15 protein-coding genes and 2 pseudogenes are annotated in these 19,441 nt (G+C 42.0%); 10 read left to right on the forward strand and 7 right to left on the reverse strand.

The window, feature by feature from the left end; genetic code table 11:
- Positions 1-111: 111 nt before the first annotated feature.
- The 5 genes from HADU_RS00730 to HADU_RS00750 all read left to right on the forward strand — a co-directional run bounded on the left by HADU_RS00730 (position 112) and on the right by HADU_RS00750 (position 6,495).
- Positions 112-864, forward strand: coding sequence for an electron transfer flavoprotein subunit beta/FixA family protein (locus HADU_RS00730; RefSeq protein WP_004815037.1), 753 nt, complete (start codon positions 112-114; stop codon positions 862-864).
- A gap of 18 nt (positions 865-882) precedes the next feature.
- Positions 883-1,815, forward strand: coding sequence for an electron transfer flavoprotein subunit alpha/FixB family protein (locus HADU_RS00735; protein ID WP_004815039.1), 933 nt, complete (start codon positions 883-885; stop codon positions 1,813-1,815).
- A 297-nt stretch (positions 1,816-2,112) separates the two neighbouring features.
- A complete protein-coding gene (locus HADU_RS00740) occupies positions 2,113-2,715 on the forward strand; it encodes a hypothetical protein (protein WP_008302381.1) in 603 nt (200 codons plus the stop codon).
- 320 nt (positions 2,716-3,035) lie between these two features.
- Positions 3,036-6,011: a DNA gyrase subunit A gene (gene gyrA, locus HADU_RS00745; protein WP_008302382.1), complete on the forward strand. Its 2,976-nt coding sequence runs from the start codon at positions 3,036-3,038 to the stop codon at positions 6,009-6,011.
- Positions 6,012-6,078: 67 nt separating this feature from the next.
- Positions 6,079-6,495: a DUF4878 domain-containing protein gene (locus HADU_RS00750; RefSeq protein ID WP_008302383.1), complete on the forward strand. Its 417-nt coding sequence runs from the start codon at positions 6,079-6,081 to the stop codon at positions 6,493-6,495.
- A 25-nt stretch (positions 6,496-6,520) separates the two neighbouring features.
- On the opposite strand, the gene HADU_RS00755 is transcribed toward HADU_RS00750, so the two are convergent.
- The 5 genes from HADU_RS00755 to HADU_RS00775 form a co-directional block, all read right to left on the reverse strand.
- Positions 6,521-7,615 (reverse strand): ABC transporter permease, encoded by a 1,095-nt coding sequence (locus HADU_RS00755; RefSeq protein ID WP_008302385.1) that lies wholly within the window; start codon positions 7,613-7,615, stop codon positions 6,521-6,523.
- A complete protein-coding gene (locus HADU_RS00760; protein WP_008302387.1) occupies positions 7,612-8,742 on the reverse strand; it encodes an ABC transporter permease in 1,131 nt (376 codons plus the stop codon). The genes HADU_RS00755 and HADU_RS00760 overlap by 4 nt, the downstream gene beginning before the upstream one ends.
- Positions 8,742-9,776 carry an HlyD family secretion protein gene (locus HADU_RS00765; RefSeq protein ID WP_413540694.1) on the reverse strand — a complete coding sequence of 345 codons (1,035 nt, stop codon included), beginning with the start codon at positions 9,774-9,776 and terminating at the stop codon, positions 8,742-8,744. Before HADU_RS00765 ends, HADU_RS00760 begins: the two co-directional genes overlap by 1 nt.
- A 62-nt stretch (positions 9,777-9,838) precedes the next feature.
- On the reverse strand, positions 9,839-11,302 hold the full coding sequence (locus HADU_RS00770; protein WP_034591968.1) for a TolC family protein: 1,464 nt from the start codon (positions 11,300-11,302) through the stop codon (positions 9,839-9,841).
- A 129-nt stretch (positions 11,303-11,431) separates the two neighbouring features.
- Positions 11,432-12,358, reverse strand: a complete 927-nt coding sequence (locus tag HADU_RS00775; RefSeq protein ID WP_008302392.1) for a hypothetical protein — start codon at positions 12,356-12,358, stop codon at positions 11,432-11,434.
- 254 nt (positions 12,359-12,612) lie between these two features.
- Here HADU_RS00775 and serC point away from each other — a divergent pair, with 254 nt between their 5' ends.
- A complete protein-coding gene (gene serC / locus HADU_RS00780; RefSeq protein ID WP_008302395.1) occupies positions 12,613-13,695 on the forward strand; it encodes a 3-phosphoserine/phosphohydroxythreonine transaminase in 1,083 nt (360 codons plus the stop codon).
- A gap of 606 nt (positions 13,696-14,301) precedes the next feature.
- Here the strand turns inward: serC and HADU_RS00785 are convergent.
- Positions 14,302-15,231 carry a hypothetical protein gene (locus HADU_RS00785; protein ID WP_004815058.1) on the reverse strand — a complete coding sequence of 310 codons (930 nt, stop codon included), beginning with the start codon at positions 15,229-15,231 and terminating at the stop codon, positions 14,302-14,304.
- Positions 15,232-15,460: 229 nt separating this feature from the next.
- On the opposite strand from HADU_RS00785, the gene HADU_RS00790 reads away from it, so the two are divergent.
- Together HADU_RS00790 and HADU_RS00795 are read left to right on the forward strand one after the other, a co-directional pair.
- On the forward strand, positions 15,461-15,964 hold the full coding sequence (locus HADU_RS00790) for a YaiI/YqxD family protein (RefSeq protein ID WP_171056623.1): 504 nt from the start codon (positions 15,461-15,463) through the stop codon (positions 15,962-15,964).
- Between the two features lie 15 nt (positions 15,965-15,979).
- Positions 15,980-16,882, forward strand: coding sequence for a DMT family transporter (locus HADU_RS00795; protein WP_008302400.1), 903 nt, complete (start codon positions 15,980-15,982; stop codon positions 16,880-16,882).
- A gap of 10 nt (positions 16,883-16,892) precedes the next feature.
- Here HADU_RS00795 and HADU_RS00800 read toward each other — a convergent pair whose 3' ends face one another.
- Complete coding sequence (locus HADU_RS00800; protein ID WP_004815068.1) at positions 16,893-17,459, reverse strand: PilZ domain-containing protein; 567 nt, start codon at positions 17,457-17,459, stop codon at positions 16,893-16,895.
- A gap of 26 nt (positions 17,460-17,485) precedes the next feature.
- Between HADU_RS00800 and HADU_RS00805 the strand changes: the two are divergent.
- A pseudogene (locus HADU_RS00805) lies at positions 17,486-18,720 on the forward strand (lipoprotein-releasing ABC transporter permease subunit).
- Positions 18,713-19,395, forward strand: a pseudogene (gene lolD, locus HADU_RS00810) (lipoprotein-releasing ABC transporter ATP-binding protein LolD). Before HADU_RS00805 ends, lolD begins: the two co-directional pseudogenes overlap by 8 nt.
- Positions 19,396-19,441 lie beyond the last annotated feature (46 nt).

Genomic DNA, 19,441 nt, shown 5'->3' on the forward strand with positions numbered 1-19,441 from the left:
CTTGACCGAAATGCCGAACGCATTGCAAGATAGGGCACCTAAAAAAATTTAAGTGAAGAGTTATTATAACTTTTCTAAATATTTACATTTGCTAAAACAGCCGAGGATTACATGAAGGCTCTTGTTGCTGTAAAACGTGTGGTTGATGCCAACGTTAAGGTTCGCGTTAAGCCGGACAACAGTGGTGTTGACTTAACAAACGTTAAAATGTCAATTAACCCATTCTGTGAAATCGCAGTGGAAGAAGCGGTTCGTTTAAAAGAAAAAGGAACTGTTTCAGAAATCGTTGTTGTTTCTATTGGTCCTAAAGAAGCTCAAGAACAAATCCGTTCTTCTATGGCTCTTGGTGCTGACCGCGGTATCCTGGTTGAAGCTGATGACAGCCAATTAGGTGCGTTAGAAGTAGCGAAGATTCTTAAAGGTGTTGTTGAAGCTGAACAACCACAATTGATCCTTCTTGGTAAGCAAGCAATTGATGACGACTCTAACCAGGTTGGTCAGATGCTTGGTGCACTTCTAGGTGCAGGCCAGGGTACTTTTGCTTCTGAAGTGAAAGTTGAAGGCGACAAAGTACAAGTGACTCGTGAAATCGACGGTGGTTTACAAACTGTTGAATTGAACTTGCCAGCAATCATTACCACTGACTTACGTTTGAACGAGCCACGTTATGCTGCTCTTCCAAACATCATGAAAGCGCGTAAAAAACCGCTGGATACCAAGTCACCTGCAGATTTCGGTGTAACCACTACAACTAAACTGAAAACAGTAAAAGTTGAATCTCCTGCAGAGCGTAAAGCTGGTGTACAAGTGAAGTCTGTAGACGAGCTTGTAGAAAAATTGAAAAACGAAGCGAAAGTGATCTAATACAGAAGGATAAAAATCATGAGTATTTTAGTTATCGCTGAGCACGACAACAAAGCATTAAACGCTGCTACTTTAAACGTTGTTGCTGCGGCGCAAAAAATCGGTGGTGATATCACTGTATTGGTTGCTGGTTCTGGCGCTCAAGCAGTTGCTGACCAAGCGGCTAAAGTTGCTGGCGTAAGCAAAGTATTGCTTGCAGATGATGCTGCTTATGCAAACCAGTTGGCTGAAAACGTAGCGAAACTGGTTGCTGAATTGGGCAAAGGCTATAGTCATATTCTTGCTGCTTCTACCACGACTGGTAAAAACATCCTGCCACGTGCAGCTGCATTACTAGACGTAAGCATGATCACAGACATCATTGCTGTTGATTCTGCAAACACATTCAAACGTCCGATCTATGCAGGTAACGCGATTGCAACTGTAGAATCTTCTGAATCAGTTGTTGTTGCAACTGTTCGTGGTACTGCATTCGATCCAGTTGCTGCTGAAGGTGGTTCTGCTGCTGTTGAAGCTGCTACAGCGACTGGTGATGCTGGTATTTCTAAGTTCATTAACGAAGAAATCGTTAAATCTGAACGTCCAGAATTAACAGCTGCTCGTATCGTTGTTTCTGGTGGTCGTGGTGTTGGTTCTGGTGAGAACTATCACAAAATCCTTGATCCACTTGCAGACAAACTGGGTGCAGCTCAAGGTGCATCTCGTGCAGCTGTTGACGCAGGCTTCGTTCCTAACGATATGCAGGTTGGTCAAACTGGTAAGATCGTTGCGCCTGACCTGTACATCGCTGTAGGTATCTCTGGTGCGATCCAGCATTTGGCAGGTATGAAAGAGTCTAAAGTGATCGTTGCGATCAACAAGGACGAAGAAGCACCAATCAATGCAGTCGCTGACTATTGGTTAGTAGGTGACTTGAACACTGTTATTCCAGAATTAGTATCTAAAATCTAATTCCTGAATACAGTTTAAAAAAACGCTTTTGTGCAAGCAGTTTAAGCAATGCTTAACTGCGATGTGCAGGAGCGTTTTTTTATGTGCTAAAGCTGTTCTTTAATATTATAAAAAATCAAAATCACTCGATATTTATTTTGTTATTTTAAGTCCTTGTATTTTGCAAATAATAATGAAAATTTAAGCATTTCTTAAGATGAGTGTGCATCTGAATATTCAGATTTATGATACTATTTGCCATCCATTTTTAAGCTTAACTTACACAAAACATTTTTTGTTAAGTTGGGAGTTGTAATCTTGCTGATTGATACGCGTGTATCTTGGTCTGTTCTGATCCTTGCTGTTCTGTGTCTAATTTTTCCATTTTTAGCTGATCTGCAGTTTCCACTTTTAGGTGGTGCTGTTGTACGTGGCGTGGAAAATATTCAAGCGTTACTTTTATTGATATTTGCTGTATTTAGCTATTTTTACATGCAACCGATGCATCTTCCTGATGGTAAAAAGTATTTTTGGATCTGGGCTGTGCTGTGGTGGTTACTTTTGTTTGGACGTAGCACCAGCTGGGGACGTGACTATTTCCCGGAAGTGCCAAAAATCTATTTCCGTGGTATTTCGGTTCTTGTGATTGCACCCGTGGTGTTTATGCTGTTTTTAGCACCTTTGCGTCAAGAAATTGCTTATAAGTTTAAGCATGTATCACTTCCAATTTGGGCACTAATATTAGCCTTCATTGGCTTGCTGATGTCAGATGGCATTGGACATAATCGGTTTTTTATTCATTTTATTTTTACAGATTTTATCTATAAAGATTTGATGGAAGAACTATACGAATTTCCGCTTATTATCGGCTTATTCCTGGTCGCTTATCCATTAATGAAGCAAGATTGTGCTGTGACATAATCAACTAGTCAGGTCATAGCTGAAGATGATTTGTCCGATATAGATTCTAAACTTCATATTTAAGTGACTTGCTTTTTTAAAGAAAAAAATGAACCTCTGCAAGCAGAGGTTTTTTAATATCAAAATATTGTGAAGTGATTAAAATTTCTACTAAAAATCCTTTGGATAGTTGGGGCTGAAACGGCTTAATTTAGCCTGATTTATGCTATACTGTCCGACTGAATTTTAAATATTGGTTCAGCGTTTTTTGAACCAATTTATAGCTGGATTTACGACATATAAATACAGGTCAAACAGGGCCTGTAGAATAAGGAGTATGCATGAGCGTATCGGAAATTAGACCGATTGCCATTGAGGATGAACTTAAAAGCTCATATCTCGATTATGCGATGAGCGTGATTGTGTCACGTGCATTGCCAGATGTACGAGATGGTTTAAAACCGGTTCATCGTCGTGTGCTTTTCGCAATGCACGAATTAGGCAATGACTATAACAAAGCATATAAAAAATCTGCACGTGTAGTCGGTGACGTAATCGGTAAATATCACCCGCATGGTGATTCTGCCGTTTATGAAACGATTGTCCGTATGGCACAAGACTTTAGCTTGCGTTACCAGTTGGTTGATGGCCAGGGTAACTTCGGTTCTGTCGATGGTGATAGTGCAGCGGCAATGCGTTATACCGAAGTACGTATGCGTAAGCTGACCCATGAGCTCCTTGCTGATCTTGAAAAAGATACAGTGGAATGGGAAGACAACTACGACGGTTCTGAGCGCATTCCACAAGTCATGCCGACGCGTATTCCTAACCTGTTGATTAATGGTGTTGCTGGTATTGCCGTAGGTATGGCGACCAATATGGCACCGCATAACATGACTGAAGTCATCAATGCGTGTTTAGCCTATGCCAATGATCCGAATATCAGCATTGAAGGGCTGATGGAACATATTTCGGGTCCAGATTTTCCTACTGGCGGTATTATTTACGGTAAATCGGGTATTGTAGATGCCTACCGTACCGGTAAAGGCCGTTTGCATATCCGTGGTAAATACCACATCGAAGAAGATGCCAAAACTGGCCGTAGCACGATTGTATTCACTGAAATTCCTTATCAGGTCAACAAAGCGAAAACCATTGAGCGTATTGCTGAGCTGGTGAAAGAGAAAAAACTCGAAGGGATTTCTGAACTTCGTGACGAATCTGATAAAGAAGGGATGCGTATTGCGATTGACCTGAAGCGTGGTGAAAACGCTGAAGTGATCGTGAATAACCTGTTCCAGAATACCCAGTTAGAAAACTCATTCAGCATCAACATGGTTTGTCTGGACAATGGACAACCGAAGCTGATGAACCTGAAAGACATCATTGCGGCATTTATCCGTCACCGTCAGGAAGTCGTGACACGTCGTACCATGTTTGAGTTACGCAAAGCACGTGAACGTGGTCATATCCTGGAAGGTTTGACAGTTGCGCTTGCAAATATCGATCAGATTATTGAAACCATCAAAACTTCTGCAAACCCGGCTGAGGCGCGTGAGCGTTTACAAGCGGGCGAGTGGGCAGCAGGCGGTGTAGCAGCATTACTTGAAAAAGCAGGCGCGGTTTCTGTACGTCCTGACGAAATTGAAGGTGAAGATCCTAGCCGTCCATTCGGTATTGATGGCGATATCTATCGTTTATCACCGACCCAAGTGAATGCGATCATGGAACTGCGTTTGCATCGACTGACTGGTCTTGAACAAGATAAGCTGCAAGCTGAATATTCTGAAATTCTTGCGCAAATTGCTGAATATACTGCCATCTTGAATGACTTTAATTTATTGATGAATGTCATTCGTGAAGAGCTTGCACTGATTCTTCAGCAGTATGGTGATGCACGTAAGACCGATATCGTTGAATCACGTATCGACTTTTCTCGTGAAGATTTGATTCCTGAAGAGCAAATGGTGCTGACAGTTTCAAAAACTGGTTATGCAAAAACTCAACCATTGTCTGACTACGCGGCTCAGCGTCGTGGCGGCCGTGGTAAGTCTGCAACCAGCATGAAAGAAGACGATTATATCCAGCATATGGTGGTTACTTCGAACCATGCAACCGTGCTTTGCTTCACCAATGTCGGTAAGGTTTACCGTTTGAAAGTCTACGAAGTACCACAAGCCTCTCGTGGTGCCAAAGGTCGTCCAATGGTGAACTTGCTGCCCCTAGATGACAACGAAACCATTACTGCTATCTTGCCAGTGATTGATGCACCGAAGAAATTCAAAGAACGTTTGGCAGACTTTAAAGCATTTGTAAAAGCCAATGCTGCCCAGCTGCAAAGCAACGAAGTGATCAACAGTCACTTTGCTGCACTAGAAGCTGCACTTGCTGAATCTGAAGAGGGTGCAGATGACATTTCTGATGCACTGCGTGTTCAGTTGAAAGAATTGGGCTTAGCGCTTTCAACCACTGATCTTGATGACGACATCATCAATGACTTTGCTCAGCAAGCTGAAGCCGTTCGCAAGAATTTCTATGTGTTTATGGCAACCGAGTACGGTACGATTAAGCGTGTAGAACTGGAACAGTTCTCGAATGTTCGTTCAAACGGTTTGCGTGCGATTGAACTGAATGGCGATGACACCTTAATTGGTGTTGCGATTACTGACGGTGAACAGCAAATCATGTTGTTCTCGAACGAAGGTAAAGCCATTCGCTTTGCAGAAACAGACGTACGCTCAATGGGTCGTTCAGCCAAAGGTGTACGCGGTATGCGTGTGACCATCGGTGCTTCGCAAGTTGAAGATACAGAAGATGCAGAGGTTGAATCTGATGATGAAGATGCAACTGAAGCGAATTTCATTAGCCGTATCGTATCTCTGGTTGTCGTACCTGAAACGGGTGAAGTACTGTGTGCCTCTGCAAATGGCTATGGTAAACGTACGCCTGTAGATGACTTCCCAACCAAAAAACGTGGCGGTAAGGGCGTGATTGCGATCAAGACCTCTGAACGTAACGGTGAGCTAGTGGGTGCAGTGGCAATTGATGCATCTAAAGAGTTGATGCTGATTTCTGATGGCGGTACTTTGGTTCGTACCCGTGCATCTGAAGTGGCACAAACTGGCCGTAATGCACAAGGTGTTCGTCTGATCCGTCTGGCTGAAGATGAAAAACTGGTTGGTGTAGAAGCGATTGAAGCCGTTGAAGATGAAGAATTGGATGTATTGGAAGAAACAGAAGTTTCTGAAGATCATCTGGCTGAAACTCCTGAGGCTGTAGATGCAGCGCAAAATGGCGAAAATACAGCAGAAGACTAAGCCTTCAATTCTTATAAAAAGGGCGCTTCGGCGTCCTTTTTTACAGACTTTACTGGAAATGACCATGATGAAAACTAAATTGATGTCACTTGCTGGGCTAGCTCTTCTTGCCGGCTGTAGCACTACTGAGCAGGTAGCAGATCCAAGTACAGCCCAAGCCCAGGCAGCAGAAATTGCCTATAACGACTTGCGTGATGGTAAATATGAAGAATTTTTAAGTTATCTGGATCCGAAATTACAGCAGTATTTTCAGGAAAATCAGAAAACCATGAAGAAGTTTTCGCATTCCATTCCTGAAGGTGAGTATAAATCTAAGACTTTGATGGTTAAAACTTTTGTTGAAAAATCAGGTCAACCAAGTGAATACAAGGTCAGCTATGAAATCGCTTATCCAAACAATCTGGTGCAATACGATGTCAGCTTTGACAAGCCCAACGGCAGCAGCAAAATCCAGAACTTTTATATCCGCGTATATGGGGAATAAGCTTTTAGCTTAACAGGGTTCAAGCTTATTTAATGCGTGAGCATAGGCGATAATAGCCTAAGCTAAAGCAAAAAATTCCAACAACCAGCAGATAGGCGAGTTTCCCTAAAATCATGCTGGTCGGTACGCCCATCTGATTCAGTTGAATAAACATCTGTACGATCTGTGTGGAAGGCAAGGCCTGTCCAAACATTTGCATCCAGACGGGCATCGCGGCATGCGGCCAGGCGACTCCGGACAGCATAAATAAGGGAATTGAGGTAAAGACAATAACATGTCCGGCACGCTCTGGCATATCCAGAAAACTGGCGAACAGGGTCGTGATGCCGATCATGCAGAATACAAAAACCGGAACAGCCAGCAGCATGCCCCAGAAATTCCCGCCACGTGGATAGTCAAACAACCAGAAGGTGAAACCAAACAGGTAGTAGCACCCCAGACAGCCAATGGTCAAAATTGCCAGACTGATTCCACATAAGGTCGTCAAATTGATCACCTGTTTATTTTCACGATACAGCGCAATCAACATGCTGAGCCCCAGAAAAATCGTCTGATGAATAATCAGTGGGGCAACCGCTGGAAATACATAGCTTCCATAGCCAGAAAGTGGATTAAATAGTGGAATCTGGTGAATCGATAGGGCAGGAGAGAAATGCGAAATTTCGCTAAAGCGTTCTGCATATTCACTTAAGGTATTTTCGACAGAACCAACCAGGCCTAAACCGATCTGTTTGGTAATCAGGAAATTCGCTGCACTTAAATACAGCCCAATCCCGCCATTTTCACCGTGTCGAATGGATTGTGAAAGGTTGTCTGGTAATAACAAAATCCCGTCAGCCTTTTGAGCCTCCACCCACTGTTTGGCCTCCGCAAAATTTCCGGTAACTGCCTTGATCTGTACATTCGGGCTTTGGCTAACATGACTGATAATAGTATTGGTTAAGTCGCTTTGCTCTTCATCGACAATAATAATGGGTAAGGCTTCTGCGTGTTCAGCCTTATATGCCATTGGATAGAAAAAGCTGTAAAACAGTACAGATAGGATTAACGTAGTAAAAATACTGGTATTGCTAACAATATCTTTAAAAGTTTTACAGAAAGCGGCCCAGAGTGCTTTCATGTGGACACTCCTTTCACTATTTTCTTTAAAAATACATAGGCCAATACAGCATAAAGCACCACATAGGCAGTCAGTATGAACATTGGTTGAGCTGAGAGATATAAGGGACTACCAATCACCCACTGTTCAGTCTGTAATTTGGCATAAGGTGTATAGGGAATAATATTGGCCCAGAGCTGGGTAAACAGTGGTGCATTATTGAGAGGCAATGTGACACCGGCGAAGCTGAGCGATGAACCGCCATAGACTGCCAGCAAACCAAAAGATTTGCTTAGATCCTGCGTTGCCAGTACGACCGCGCTACTGATAAAGGCATAGGCACTATAGAATAGGACTTGTGCCAATAAAATCAGCCATAATGAGCCAGCAATAAACCAGCCCCGAAACTCCACCATCCACAGCATCCAGACCCAGGTCCAGAAACAGAAAATTGCGATATAGCCCAGATTTTTAGACAGTAATGCTGACCAGAGATTTTGTCCATTAATCCAATGATTAAAAGTATGACGCTTGATTTCCTGTCCTACAGCAAACGCCACACAGCAGCACAATAACAAATGTAAAATTGCCGGAACCATATAAGGTTCCAGATAAAATTCATAATTTAATTGCGGGTTATACAGCGGGGAAATTTTAATATTAGGTGTCGGTGCATCCAGATAAGGTAGGGTATTACCCAGATACTGCCTGCCAGTAAATTCTGCCATTGCCTGAAGCGTGCTCAATAACATAGCCGAAGAAATGGTATTGCCAATACTAAAATAGCTCTGATTAAAGGCAATACTAATTTCAGCATCCTGGGCTGTGACTAATCGTTGTTCTGCGCCCGCAGGAATATGGATATAACCCCAGATTTTATTCTGATTCAGCAGTTTTTCTACTTCAATGGTCTGATCAGAAACGATATATATCTGTAGGGTATGATTTAGCGATAAATGATTATAAATCTCGGTACTCAGGCGGCTTTGATCCTGATCAATAATCGCAATCGCTAAATGATCGGGCTTGCCTTGAGCAAACATGCTGCCGAGTAAAATCAAAATGCAGGCAGGAGCAAGTACAACCAAGGCCAGATCCCATTTTTCCCTGAGTAAATAGCACAGTTCGCGCCGGATACCTGCCCACATTATTTTGAAGACTCTTGCAGCTTAAACAGCACACTCATGCCAACTTTCAGTTCAGGAATTGTAGTCGCTGGTACAAGGTGGACTTTGAAGCTGCGAACATCATAGCCACCAGTCTGACGTGTGGTTTTAATGGTGGCAAATTCACCTTCAGCACTAATACTTTTTACTTTAAATATTGCGTTTTTATTGAGTGCCGGGATAAAACCCTCGAGCTGCTTTTGTTCACCTAGGGAAGCATATTGGTCTTCACGAATATTCACACTGACCCAGCGTTCTGCCGAAATCAGACTGACCACAGGTACTGCGGTTGCAACCAGCTCAGAGAGATTGCCATAGGTTTTAGATACTGTACCATCAATGGGCGCCAGTAGTTCGGTCTCTGCTTCCAGGGCACTGGCTTCAGCGACTGCTGCACGGGCTATATCGACCTGAGCATCTGCAGAACTTTTCTGTTCTGGTGTACTGCCGCGTTTAGCCCGGGCATATTGTTGATACGCAGCTTCTGTCATTTGCGACGCAGATTGTGAAGCTGCAAACAGTTCATCTCGGCGCTGGCGGGAAATAACGCCTTCCTTAAATAGATTGGCTCCACGTTGATAGGAAGTCTTAGCGAGTTGCTCCTGTGCTTTTAGTGACTGCCAGTTGGCATACAGAGAAGCGATATTTTCTTCCTGAGAACCACGTTCTGCGGTGGACTGAAGTGCTAATGCAGACTGTAAAGTAGCTAATGCCTGCTGTTTTTTCGCTTCTATTTCAGGGCTATGCAACTTAACTAATACCTGACCTTTCTTGACGTCATCACCTTCCTGCACATAAATTTTTTCAATCCGGCTTGGAACCTTGGTCGCGACCTGTACGGTTTCAGCCTCAACCCGACCTTGCAGTTCGATGTCTTTAGGCTGATAAGTTTTCCACAAGCCAAAGCCAATTAAAACCAGGATGACTGGAATCAGACCTAACAGCAGGTATTTCTTGGTAGATTTGTCCTGTTTAGTTTCAGCAAGACTTTGTTTTGGTGAATCGATATGATTCATTTCTGAAGCCGGTTCATCAACAGGAAATTCTGGCTTTTGCTCATCAGTCATGTTTGGCTCCATTAACGAATATAGTGGGTATTGGCATGTTGCATATAGTCAGGAAATTCAGTAATTGAGCCATGGCTTTGCAATAAAGTGGCAAGTGACATGATGTATTTATAGGCATTCAGGGCCATTTCAGCTTTCAGGCCACTCAACATATTTTGCGCATCAATTACCTGCGTCGCGGTGCCAACATCTTCCTTAAAAGACAGTTCCTGAATACGCAGATTTTCTTGTGCTGCTTTCAGGTTTCGTTGTAATAACAGATCACTTTGCTGGGCGCTGACCGCCTCACTAAATGATTTATAAATCAGGCTCTCAATTTCCTGCTGGGTACGTGCCGTCATCAATTCTGCTGCATGGCGCTTCAGTTCGGCAGCCTGAATATTCTTGTTTTTATCAATGCCGGAAAATAAGTTATAACGTGCTGCAACGCCGACAATCCAGTTCTGGTTTTCATCCAGGCTATATTCACCAAAGGCAAATACATTGGGTCTTTTTGTTGCCTGCTGGGCTTTAACATTGGCTTTGGCCAGCTCAGTATCCATTTTCATTTTTTTAATAAGCGGAGAGTTCTGGCTAAAACTGCTGAGCAGAATATTTACATTTTGAGGTTCAGCACGATTTACAAATAAAGGTGTGCTCAGTTCGGTAATATGGCTGTCCTGTAGAAAGTTATTCAGCTGGAATAAGGCAGCATTTAGATTCGCCTGAGTATTTTGTTGTGTTCGATCAGCATTGTTGCGCGCCACTTCAAACTGCATACGCTGACCCTTACTGATGAATCCCTGCTGTTCCATTTTCAGCGCGTTACGGTAATGTTGCTGCATGGCATTTGAATTAAAACGTGCGGCTTCCAATAACTGTTTTTGCAGTTGCACATTAAAATAAGCCTGAATCAGTTCAAAGCGTTGTGTATCCTGCTGTTGCTGGTTGCTCAATTCACTGCGTCCCGCCTGAATGCTGGCTATTTCTTTGGCACTACTGGTAAGTCCGCCGGTATAAAGTGGCATCATCACTGAAATAGTAGGGCGAATAACTTCATCTCTAAGTACGACATTGGATGAATCTGGAATTAAACCAACACCATCCTGAATAGGTTGCTTCAGGCTTTCTTTAAGCGGGTCGGCAATAGCCTGGTCTAAATTAAACTCATCAATTTTATTATTTAAGCCATTGGTAAGTGACTGCTCAAGGTTATTTTTAACAGCACCTAAAGGAATGTCTAATTCATTACGAAAGGCATAGGCACGGACATTCAGATCAATCCGTGGCAGACCAATGCCTTTAACCGCTTCTGCTTCAAGTTTTGCAGCCTGTTCCAGATTCTGGAAAGCCTGACTGGTATAGGAACGTTGCAGCAGTTGTCGTTCTGCATCCTGAAAGCTGATAGTTTGTGCATAGGCAAAGCTGCCATACATCATGGATGCAAGTACAGACAGACCCCAGTAAACACATCGTTTATTTTTCTTCATATTCATAAAGTAGAGATGCAAAAGCACATTAAATCAGTTTTATGGGCATTATAAATCAAGTGCTTGCAGGGCAGGAGAAAAGGAAAGTTATAGTATTGTTTCTATGATAAAAGAAAAAGATGCATTTGCATCCCTTCAATCCTCTTTCTTACCTTTTCTTTTTAAATAACGTTTTCTAGCTACTTTTTCTCTATATTCTTTAAGAAGTCTTGGATTTGAGGCTATTAATTTATCCATATTCTTTTTATTACCTCTGTATTCAGGATGTTGTTCCCTAAGCTGTTTTGCTTTTACTCTTTTTTCTCCAGTACTCTTAACCGAATAAATAAATGAAGCTAAAGGGAATTTAGTTAAAGCTTCATCCTTATATATAGGAGTGGCGATATTGGTAAATAAGTAGTTATGACTGTAGCTAATTATGCTATCTAGAATCTGAGAAGGAAGTAGTACTACAGGACCATAACATTTGTTTATTCCCCATGGAGCATGAGGTAATTCAAATTTAGATTTTTTCCACTCTCGTGTATTGTCGCAGAAATAATAAAAATATTGACTAGTTTCTTCTAAAGGAATCCCTAATTTTAAACACTGATCTTTAGTGTATTCAGCAAAGTGTTTTAGGCAAATATTTGTAGTAATGTCTGAAATAGTATCTGCACCAATTCCTTCAGTTACTAAGATTAAATCTTCCAAATCTTCTAAATTTCCAGTTTTAGCGGCTTCAGAAGCTTTTAAGCACGATATAATTCTTTCAACTTTAATATCTTTAGAACCTCTACCATTAACGCTATTTTTTGAAACACCAATTCCAGTAAATTTAGGTTCTGAAAAATGGGAACAGAGTCGAAATGCTTTATCATTATCTTCATTTTTTAATGCAAGCATTAGTTCTTCCATGAAAATTTTTTGTGTTTGTAATGCTCTTTTTGAGTAATCATCATTAGCCCAAGTTAGATAATAGCTATCAATAAATTGTGGGCTATCTTTTTCAAGGTCAGGGTTAAAAAACTCCACTTTTACTGAGAGAGGAGAAATTTTAAAAAAATCCAAAAATGTACTCATATTACAGTCCTAGTTAATTGATTTGTATAAAATATCACCAAATCAAGAGATTGTTTATTAAGTAATCAATTTTCGCGACGCAGATTGTCGTTTAAATATTAATCAATAGCTTGGGTTGTTTAATTTATCCCTCGAATCTACATTGATTTTTTGACTCTATCTTCATTCATGGATTGAAATAATTTTGTGCAAGCTAAGTCCAGATATGGTTAAATGCCATCATTTTATTGTGTTTCACTCTGAAAGGAAAAATCATGCGCGCGTACAACTTCTGTGCTGGTCCTGCTGCATTACCTACTGCCGTTCTTGAAAAAGCTCAAGCTGAAATGCTCGACTGGCAGGGCAAGGGTCTTTCGATCATGGAAATGAGTCACCGTAGTGCAGACTACGTCGCAGTTGCTGAAAAAGCAGAAGCAGATCTACGCAAACTCATGAACATTCCTGAGAATTATAAAGTATTGTTCTTACAGGGTGGTGCATCGCTACAGTTCTCTGCAATTCCGTTGAACTTGCTCGGTAAAAACAACAAGGCTGACTATATCCATACTGGTATCTGGTCTGAAAAAGCACTAAAAGAAGCAAAACGTTATGGTGACATCAATGTCATTGAAGCAGGTACTAAAACTGCTGACGGTAAATTAGCGATTACTGAGCAAAGTACCTGGAACCTGTCAGATGCTGCTGCTTATGTGCACTATGCAGATAACGAAACGATTGGTGGCCTGCAATTTGCCCATATTCCTGAAACTGACAAGCCATTGGTGTGTGATTTCTCTTCAAGTATTCTATCTGCGCCAATCGATGTAACTAAATTTGGTCTGATCTATGCCGGTGCACAAAAGAATATTGGTCCTGCTGGTCTGACGCTGGTCATTATCCGTGAAGATCTATTGGATCAAGCGAAACCGGAAATTCCAAGCATCCTGAAATATGCAGATCAAGCGAAAAACGGCTCTATGGTGAACACTCCATCAACTTATGCCTGGTACCTGTCAGGTCTGGTATTTGAATGGTTGTTAGAGCAGGGCGGTGTAGACGCAATTTATAAAGCTAACCTCGCAAAAGCTGAACTGCTGTATGGTTATATCGACTCTAGCGATTTCTATGCAAACCCGATTGCCAAAGAAAACCGTTCAATGATGAACGTGCCATTTACTTTGGCGAAACCTGAACTGGAAAAACAGTTCCTGAAAGAAGCTGAAGAAAATCATCTGTTGAACCTTGCAGGTCACCGTTCAGTAGGTGGTATGCGTGCAAGTATCTACAATGCGGTTCCGCTTGAAGGTGTTCAGGCACTGGTAAAATTCATGGATGAGTTTGCAAAACGCAACGCTTAAATCCAGCAAGCAAAAAACCCAGCTCAGGCTGGGTTTTTTTATCTTCCGATTCTGAAAATTAAAACACGAAAAGATGAAGTAGAAAGGCGCAGATCAGCATGCCCAAGGCAAAAAACAAGCATGACATCATGTCAATGTCATAGCTCGAGCGAAGATGATGCTCGACTTGATGTAAATTTTCTTCCTGTACGATTTTCATAGATATTATTGTCCGATCTATTTATCGTTAATTACTATTTGTTATGAGCCTTTTTATCATAAAAAATTGGTTAAATAAAGTACATTCTTAATTTAACTACATAAAGTTATTATTTTTTCGTCCATTAAATAAATCTACCTATTAATCCTGCAAAAGCAAGAAGCACTGTTTACAAGGTATTGCTAATATCATAAATAATATTCGTTATTTTAAAAAATGAATTTATTTGAATTTAAAATTGTGGATAAGTGATTAATTTATGAATTCATAAAGTGTATTTAGAAGAGTAAGCTGTGGATAAAATAATCAGCTCAATAAAATCGTTAATGAAAATCTTTATTTAAAAAAACAGGAGATATTCAACGGATGTGAATATCTCCTGTTTTTGAATTTAAACTATAAAATTTTTAGGCTTTGCTATAAATGTTGGCCTGAATCCATAGATTGCCACGGATATATTGCCCGATACTAAAGTCTTTATGTGCTGGATTGCGTGTAGCAACACGGAGCAGGGTGGCAGGACGACCTTCATCATGAATCAGGGTGACATCATAAAGTGTGTATTCCTGATCCATAAATTGCATTGAAGTCTTACCGACAATATTACCCTGGAACCAGGCTTCATCTTCCTGACCAATGGTTTCACCATAGAGGTAAGCCACCATTTTAGAGAAATCTACAGTCACCGGAGCTTTATCATCTTCAGATTTAGGTTCCCACGCATCAATCTGTTCCTGCAGATTTTCAGGTGCAACGCCATTATTGGCAGCCAAAATATCATTCAGCGCACGATGATGCTTGATTGAAGCCGGGTCGTCGACAATCAGATGTTCATGTTCCGCTACAGGCTCGAGTTCATAAGCCCAGGCATTCAGATTCACCAAATAGTTTTGATCTTTATCATATTGTGTATGATTGACGCTATACAGACTGTCAAACGCATACACAATATTGTTCAGACCCAGATTCAGGCGTAATACCGCTTGAGTATTGGACTTGCAGCTGATAATTCGTTCAATTTGTGCCTTCACTTTATAAGGACTGTCGAAGCATGGAAAGGCAGTTTTGACTGCTTTGGGTTTATTGCTTTCCACCTCAATGATCTGGCTTAACTGCACAGTGGCCTTGCTCGGACCCTGAATCAGCCAGGTGTTTTCATCCATATCACATTCTTGTTTGCAGAGACCCATCGGCATGACCGGGGCATCAAGTGCCTGAGTTAACCACTTCGGTACATCGGTACCTGGATTGTCTGTAAGGAGATTCCAGTGTTCAACATGACTACCGAAGTTTTGATCATCGATAGTGATGATCTCAGGACTGTTTGAATTTTTCATATGCACAATTGATCTGGGATTGCTTATTTATAGTTAATCGAGGGTCATTCTGATTTTTCAAGTCAATCAGATGAATTTTAAAATTAAATTGCCATCAGATTCTTGTCAATTCTTATTCGCAGTCCAGAGATCAGCATAGTTGTAATTGTCCAAAGGGTGTACCAAACATGATCATATCAAAAGGGTATAAAGAAAACCGGAACGATGAGCACTGCATTTGCTAGAATAGATGATATTCATTTCTATCCCGGACCCATGCGTGTTGCCATTCAAACTTTGGGTAGATGCCGATGCATTACCCCGTATTCTTAAAGATGTCATTATTCGCGCTTCAGACCGTTATCAGCTTGAAGTGACCTTTGTAGCAAACCAGCCTGTAGGGATCACTCCTTCAATTCGTATTAAATCGATTCAGGCACTCAGTGGTGCCGATGCGGCAGATCAGGAAATTGTAGATCGCATGAATGAACATGACATCGTGATTACCCAGGATATTCCGCTGGCGGCACAAGTCATTGAAAAAGGTGGTATTGCCATTCATCCACGAGGTGAAATCTATACCACGGCCAATGTCAAAGCGCGTCTGCATTTGCGTGATTTTATGGATACGCTGCGTGGCGCAGGGGTACAAACTGGCGGACCGCCACCAATTTCTGAGCGTGATAAACGCGAGTTTTCCAGTTCACTCGATCAAACCATTCAAAAGCAAAAGCGTAAAACAGCTGCAAAATAACGAGAAAATTTTCAAATGCCCAAACAAAGTAACCTGATGGTAACCTATGCCTTACTGGTTTTCATCTGGTCCACCACACCACTGGCAATTGTCTGGAGTGTGGAAGATCTACATCCAATGTGGGCATTGGCAATCCGGTTCTTTCTGGCTCTGCCTTTGGCTTTGGGACTACTTTGGCTGTTTAAAACCCGGTTACCATTTGATCGTGTTTCCTTGCACAGCTATCTGGCAGGGGCCTGCAGTTTTATCGGCTCGCAGACCTTTACCTATTGGTCTACAGACTATCTTAGCTCCGGTATCATTGCCCTGATGTTTGGTCTTTCACCTGTGATTTCCGGCCTGATTGGGCGCTTCATGTTTGGGATGCATCTTTCTCTCAATCAATGGCTAGGGATGACAATTGCCTTAACAGGACTTTCCATCATTTGTCTGGGGGATGCGGATCAGCATATTCAACCTGTAGGGATTGTGATTGCGCTGTTTGGTGTGCTGGTTTATTGCATGTCTATGTATTGGGTGAAAAAGATTAATGCGCCAATTGACCCGATGGCACAGGCAGCAGGCTCAATTGGCTTGTCGGTAATCTTCTCTATCGGTATGCTGCCTTTTATCTGGCAATACGCACCTACTGCCATGCCACATGCCAAGAGTCTATTTGGATTAGGGTATGCCGTGATAATGGCTTCGCTGATTGCTATGTTCTGTTATTTTAAACTGGTGCAGCAGATCAAACCGACTACCTTGTCGCTTACCAATGTATTGACACCGATGTTGGCACTAATGATAGGCGCTTTACTGAATAATGAAAAATTGCCCCTCATTGCTTTGGTCGGGGTCGTAATTTTATTGTCTGGTCTTGTTGTATATTTCCTGAAAGAAATTCGGGCGAGTATTCAGGCCCGTCATAAAAATCAATAATTTAGTCAGATTATGGAATTTCGTAAGCTTTCACACATTCGCTAATTTTTGCCCGGTCCTGTGGATGTAGAGTAATGAAATAAGCCCCAGTGCGGAATTGACCATTATCTTCGGCACGGCTATAAACCACTTGCGCTGTCGCTGCAATATGGAAGAAGTTCTCCGGATGGCTTAAGGTCAGGTGAATATAGGTGCCTTCCTTGATGAGATGTTTACTGAAAAAGCTTAAGCCAGACTCGGAAAAGTTCACGTCTTCAGGTACAGGTAACATGCTCTGTACAATTGAATCGTATAAAGACCCGGTGATCAGGTTTAATTTTTGGTTAAATAAGGATAAGATTCGAGCAATTTGTTGATCTTTTTCAGCTAATTGTTCTAATTCGTAGTTGAGTGCATGATCAAATTGATCTAACTCAGCAAGTAGTAGAAAATAGCGGGGCAATACGAAATTAGCATCGTAAGGATCATTTAAGGCTACATCATCGGAAATAATCTGATAATTAATTCGTAAGGCAGCATCGATGCGTGACATGACACGTCTTTCAGTAACTCCATGCTGATGCTGTAAATTTTCCATAATTTATTACCTCGGACTAGATGGTTATGTTCAAACCAATCTCGCTGTACATAGGGTTGAAATATACTCGCGCACGGCGCAGTAACCACTTTATTTCTTTTATCGCTTTAGTCTCTATGATCGGCCTCACGCTTGGTGTGGCAGTCCTCATTACAGTACTGTCTGTAATGAATGGTTTTGATCGAGAATTAAAAAATCGTGTCTTAGGAATGATACCTCAAGCCACTGTTTCTTCAACACAAATTTTAACAAATTGGCCTGAACTTGCAAAAAAATTGAACAACATGAACATGTTCAAGGTGTTGCTCCATTTACCCAGTTACAGGGAATGTTGACTGCGCAAGGGCAGGTTGCCGGGATCATGGTCACAGGAATCGAACCAGATTATGAAAAGAATGTTTCTATCATTCAAAATCATATGGTTGAAGGCAGTATCGATCAGCTGAAAAAAGGCGAGTTCGGAATTGTGCTGGGCAAGCAGATGGCAGACTCAATGGGGGTCGGTTTAAACGACAGTATTACCTTGGTATTGCCGGAAGCCACGCCGTCACCTGCTGGTGTAGTGCCACGCTTTAAGCGCTTTAATGTGGTCGGGATATTCAGTATTGGTGCAGAAGTGGATTCAATGATGGGCTATATCGCCCTGAATGATGCGGCAACTTTGCTGCGTCTGCCAGATGGTGCACAGGGGATCCGCATGAAGCTGGATGATATCTTCCTGGCACCACAAGTTTCACGTGATATTGTCATGAATTTGCCAGCAAACTTCTATGCTTCTGACTGGACTTATACTCACGGTAACCTGTTTAGTGCCATTCAGATGGAAAAGGCAATGGTGAGCTTGCTGCTGTTCCTGATTGTGTTGGTCGCAGCGTTTAATATTGTCTCCTCTCTAGTAATGGTGGTAACCGACAAAAAATCGGATATTGCCATTTTACGTACCTTAGGTGCTTCACCTGTGACTATTACCAAAATCTTCATGGTGCAGGGCACTGTCATTGGTGTAATTGGTACCTGTGGCGGCGCAATTCTGGGTATTATTGCTGCAACCAGTATTAGTAGTCTGGTGGGCTGGCTGAACAATACCTTAGGTCTGCATATGTTTGATGCCTACTTCATTAACTACTTGCCGTCTTATCTACGCTGGCAGGATGTAGTGCTGATTGTCGTATTGTCATTGGTCTTAAGTTTTGTAGCAACAATCTATCCTGCGCTACGTGCAGCGAAGATTCAGCCTGCGGAGGCATTACGTTATGAGTAATATCATTCTAGATGCCCAGAATATTCAAAAATCTTTTACCGATGGTAAATCTACAGTTGAAGTGATCCGTGGTCTGTCTTTGCAGGTGCAGGCGGGTGAATTTGTTTCAATTGTTGGTTCAAGTGGTTCAGGCAAAAGTACTTTGCTGCATGTGCTCGGTGGTTTAGATCGTCCAACTTCGGGTCACGTGATGGTGAACGGCCAGCGTTTTGATACGCTGTCTGAAGCTGAGCGCGGTTATGTGCGTAATGAGCACTTGGGCTTTGTGTATCAGTTCCACCACCTTCTGCCTGAGTTTACCGCGCTTGAAAATGTGGCGATGCCACTGATGCTACGTAAGGCCAGCAAATTCAAGGAAGTAAAAAACAAGCTGAGTATTTGCTGGAACGTGTGGGCTTAAGTCATCGTTTAACCCATAAACCGGGCGAGTTGTCTGGTGGTGAACGCCAGCGTGTGGCCTTGGCGCGTGCCTTAGTGGGGAAACCAAAATTGATGATGGCCGATGAACCGACCGGGAATCTGGATCGTAAAACTGCGGTAAAAATATTTGAGCTACTGACCGAATTACGTCAGGAGTTCAATATGGCCATGTTGATCGTAACCCATGATGAGCAATTGGCTCAGTCAGCAGACCGTATTCTGCATATGCAGGATGGGTTATGGGTGAATGACTGATATTGTCTTAAAAATATTGGAATAATCCTCTTTGATTGAAGCTCAC

It is taken from the genome of Acinetobacter sp. HA (genome assembly GCF_000264725.1).
Taxonomy (GTDB): Bacteria; Pseudomonadota; Gammaproteobacteria; order Pseudomonadales; family Moraxellaceae; genus Acinetobacter; species Acinetobacter schindleri.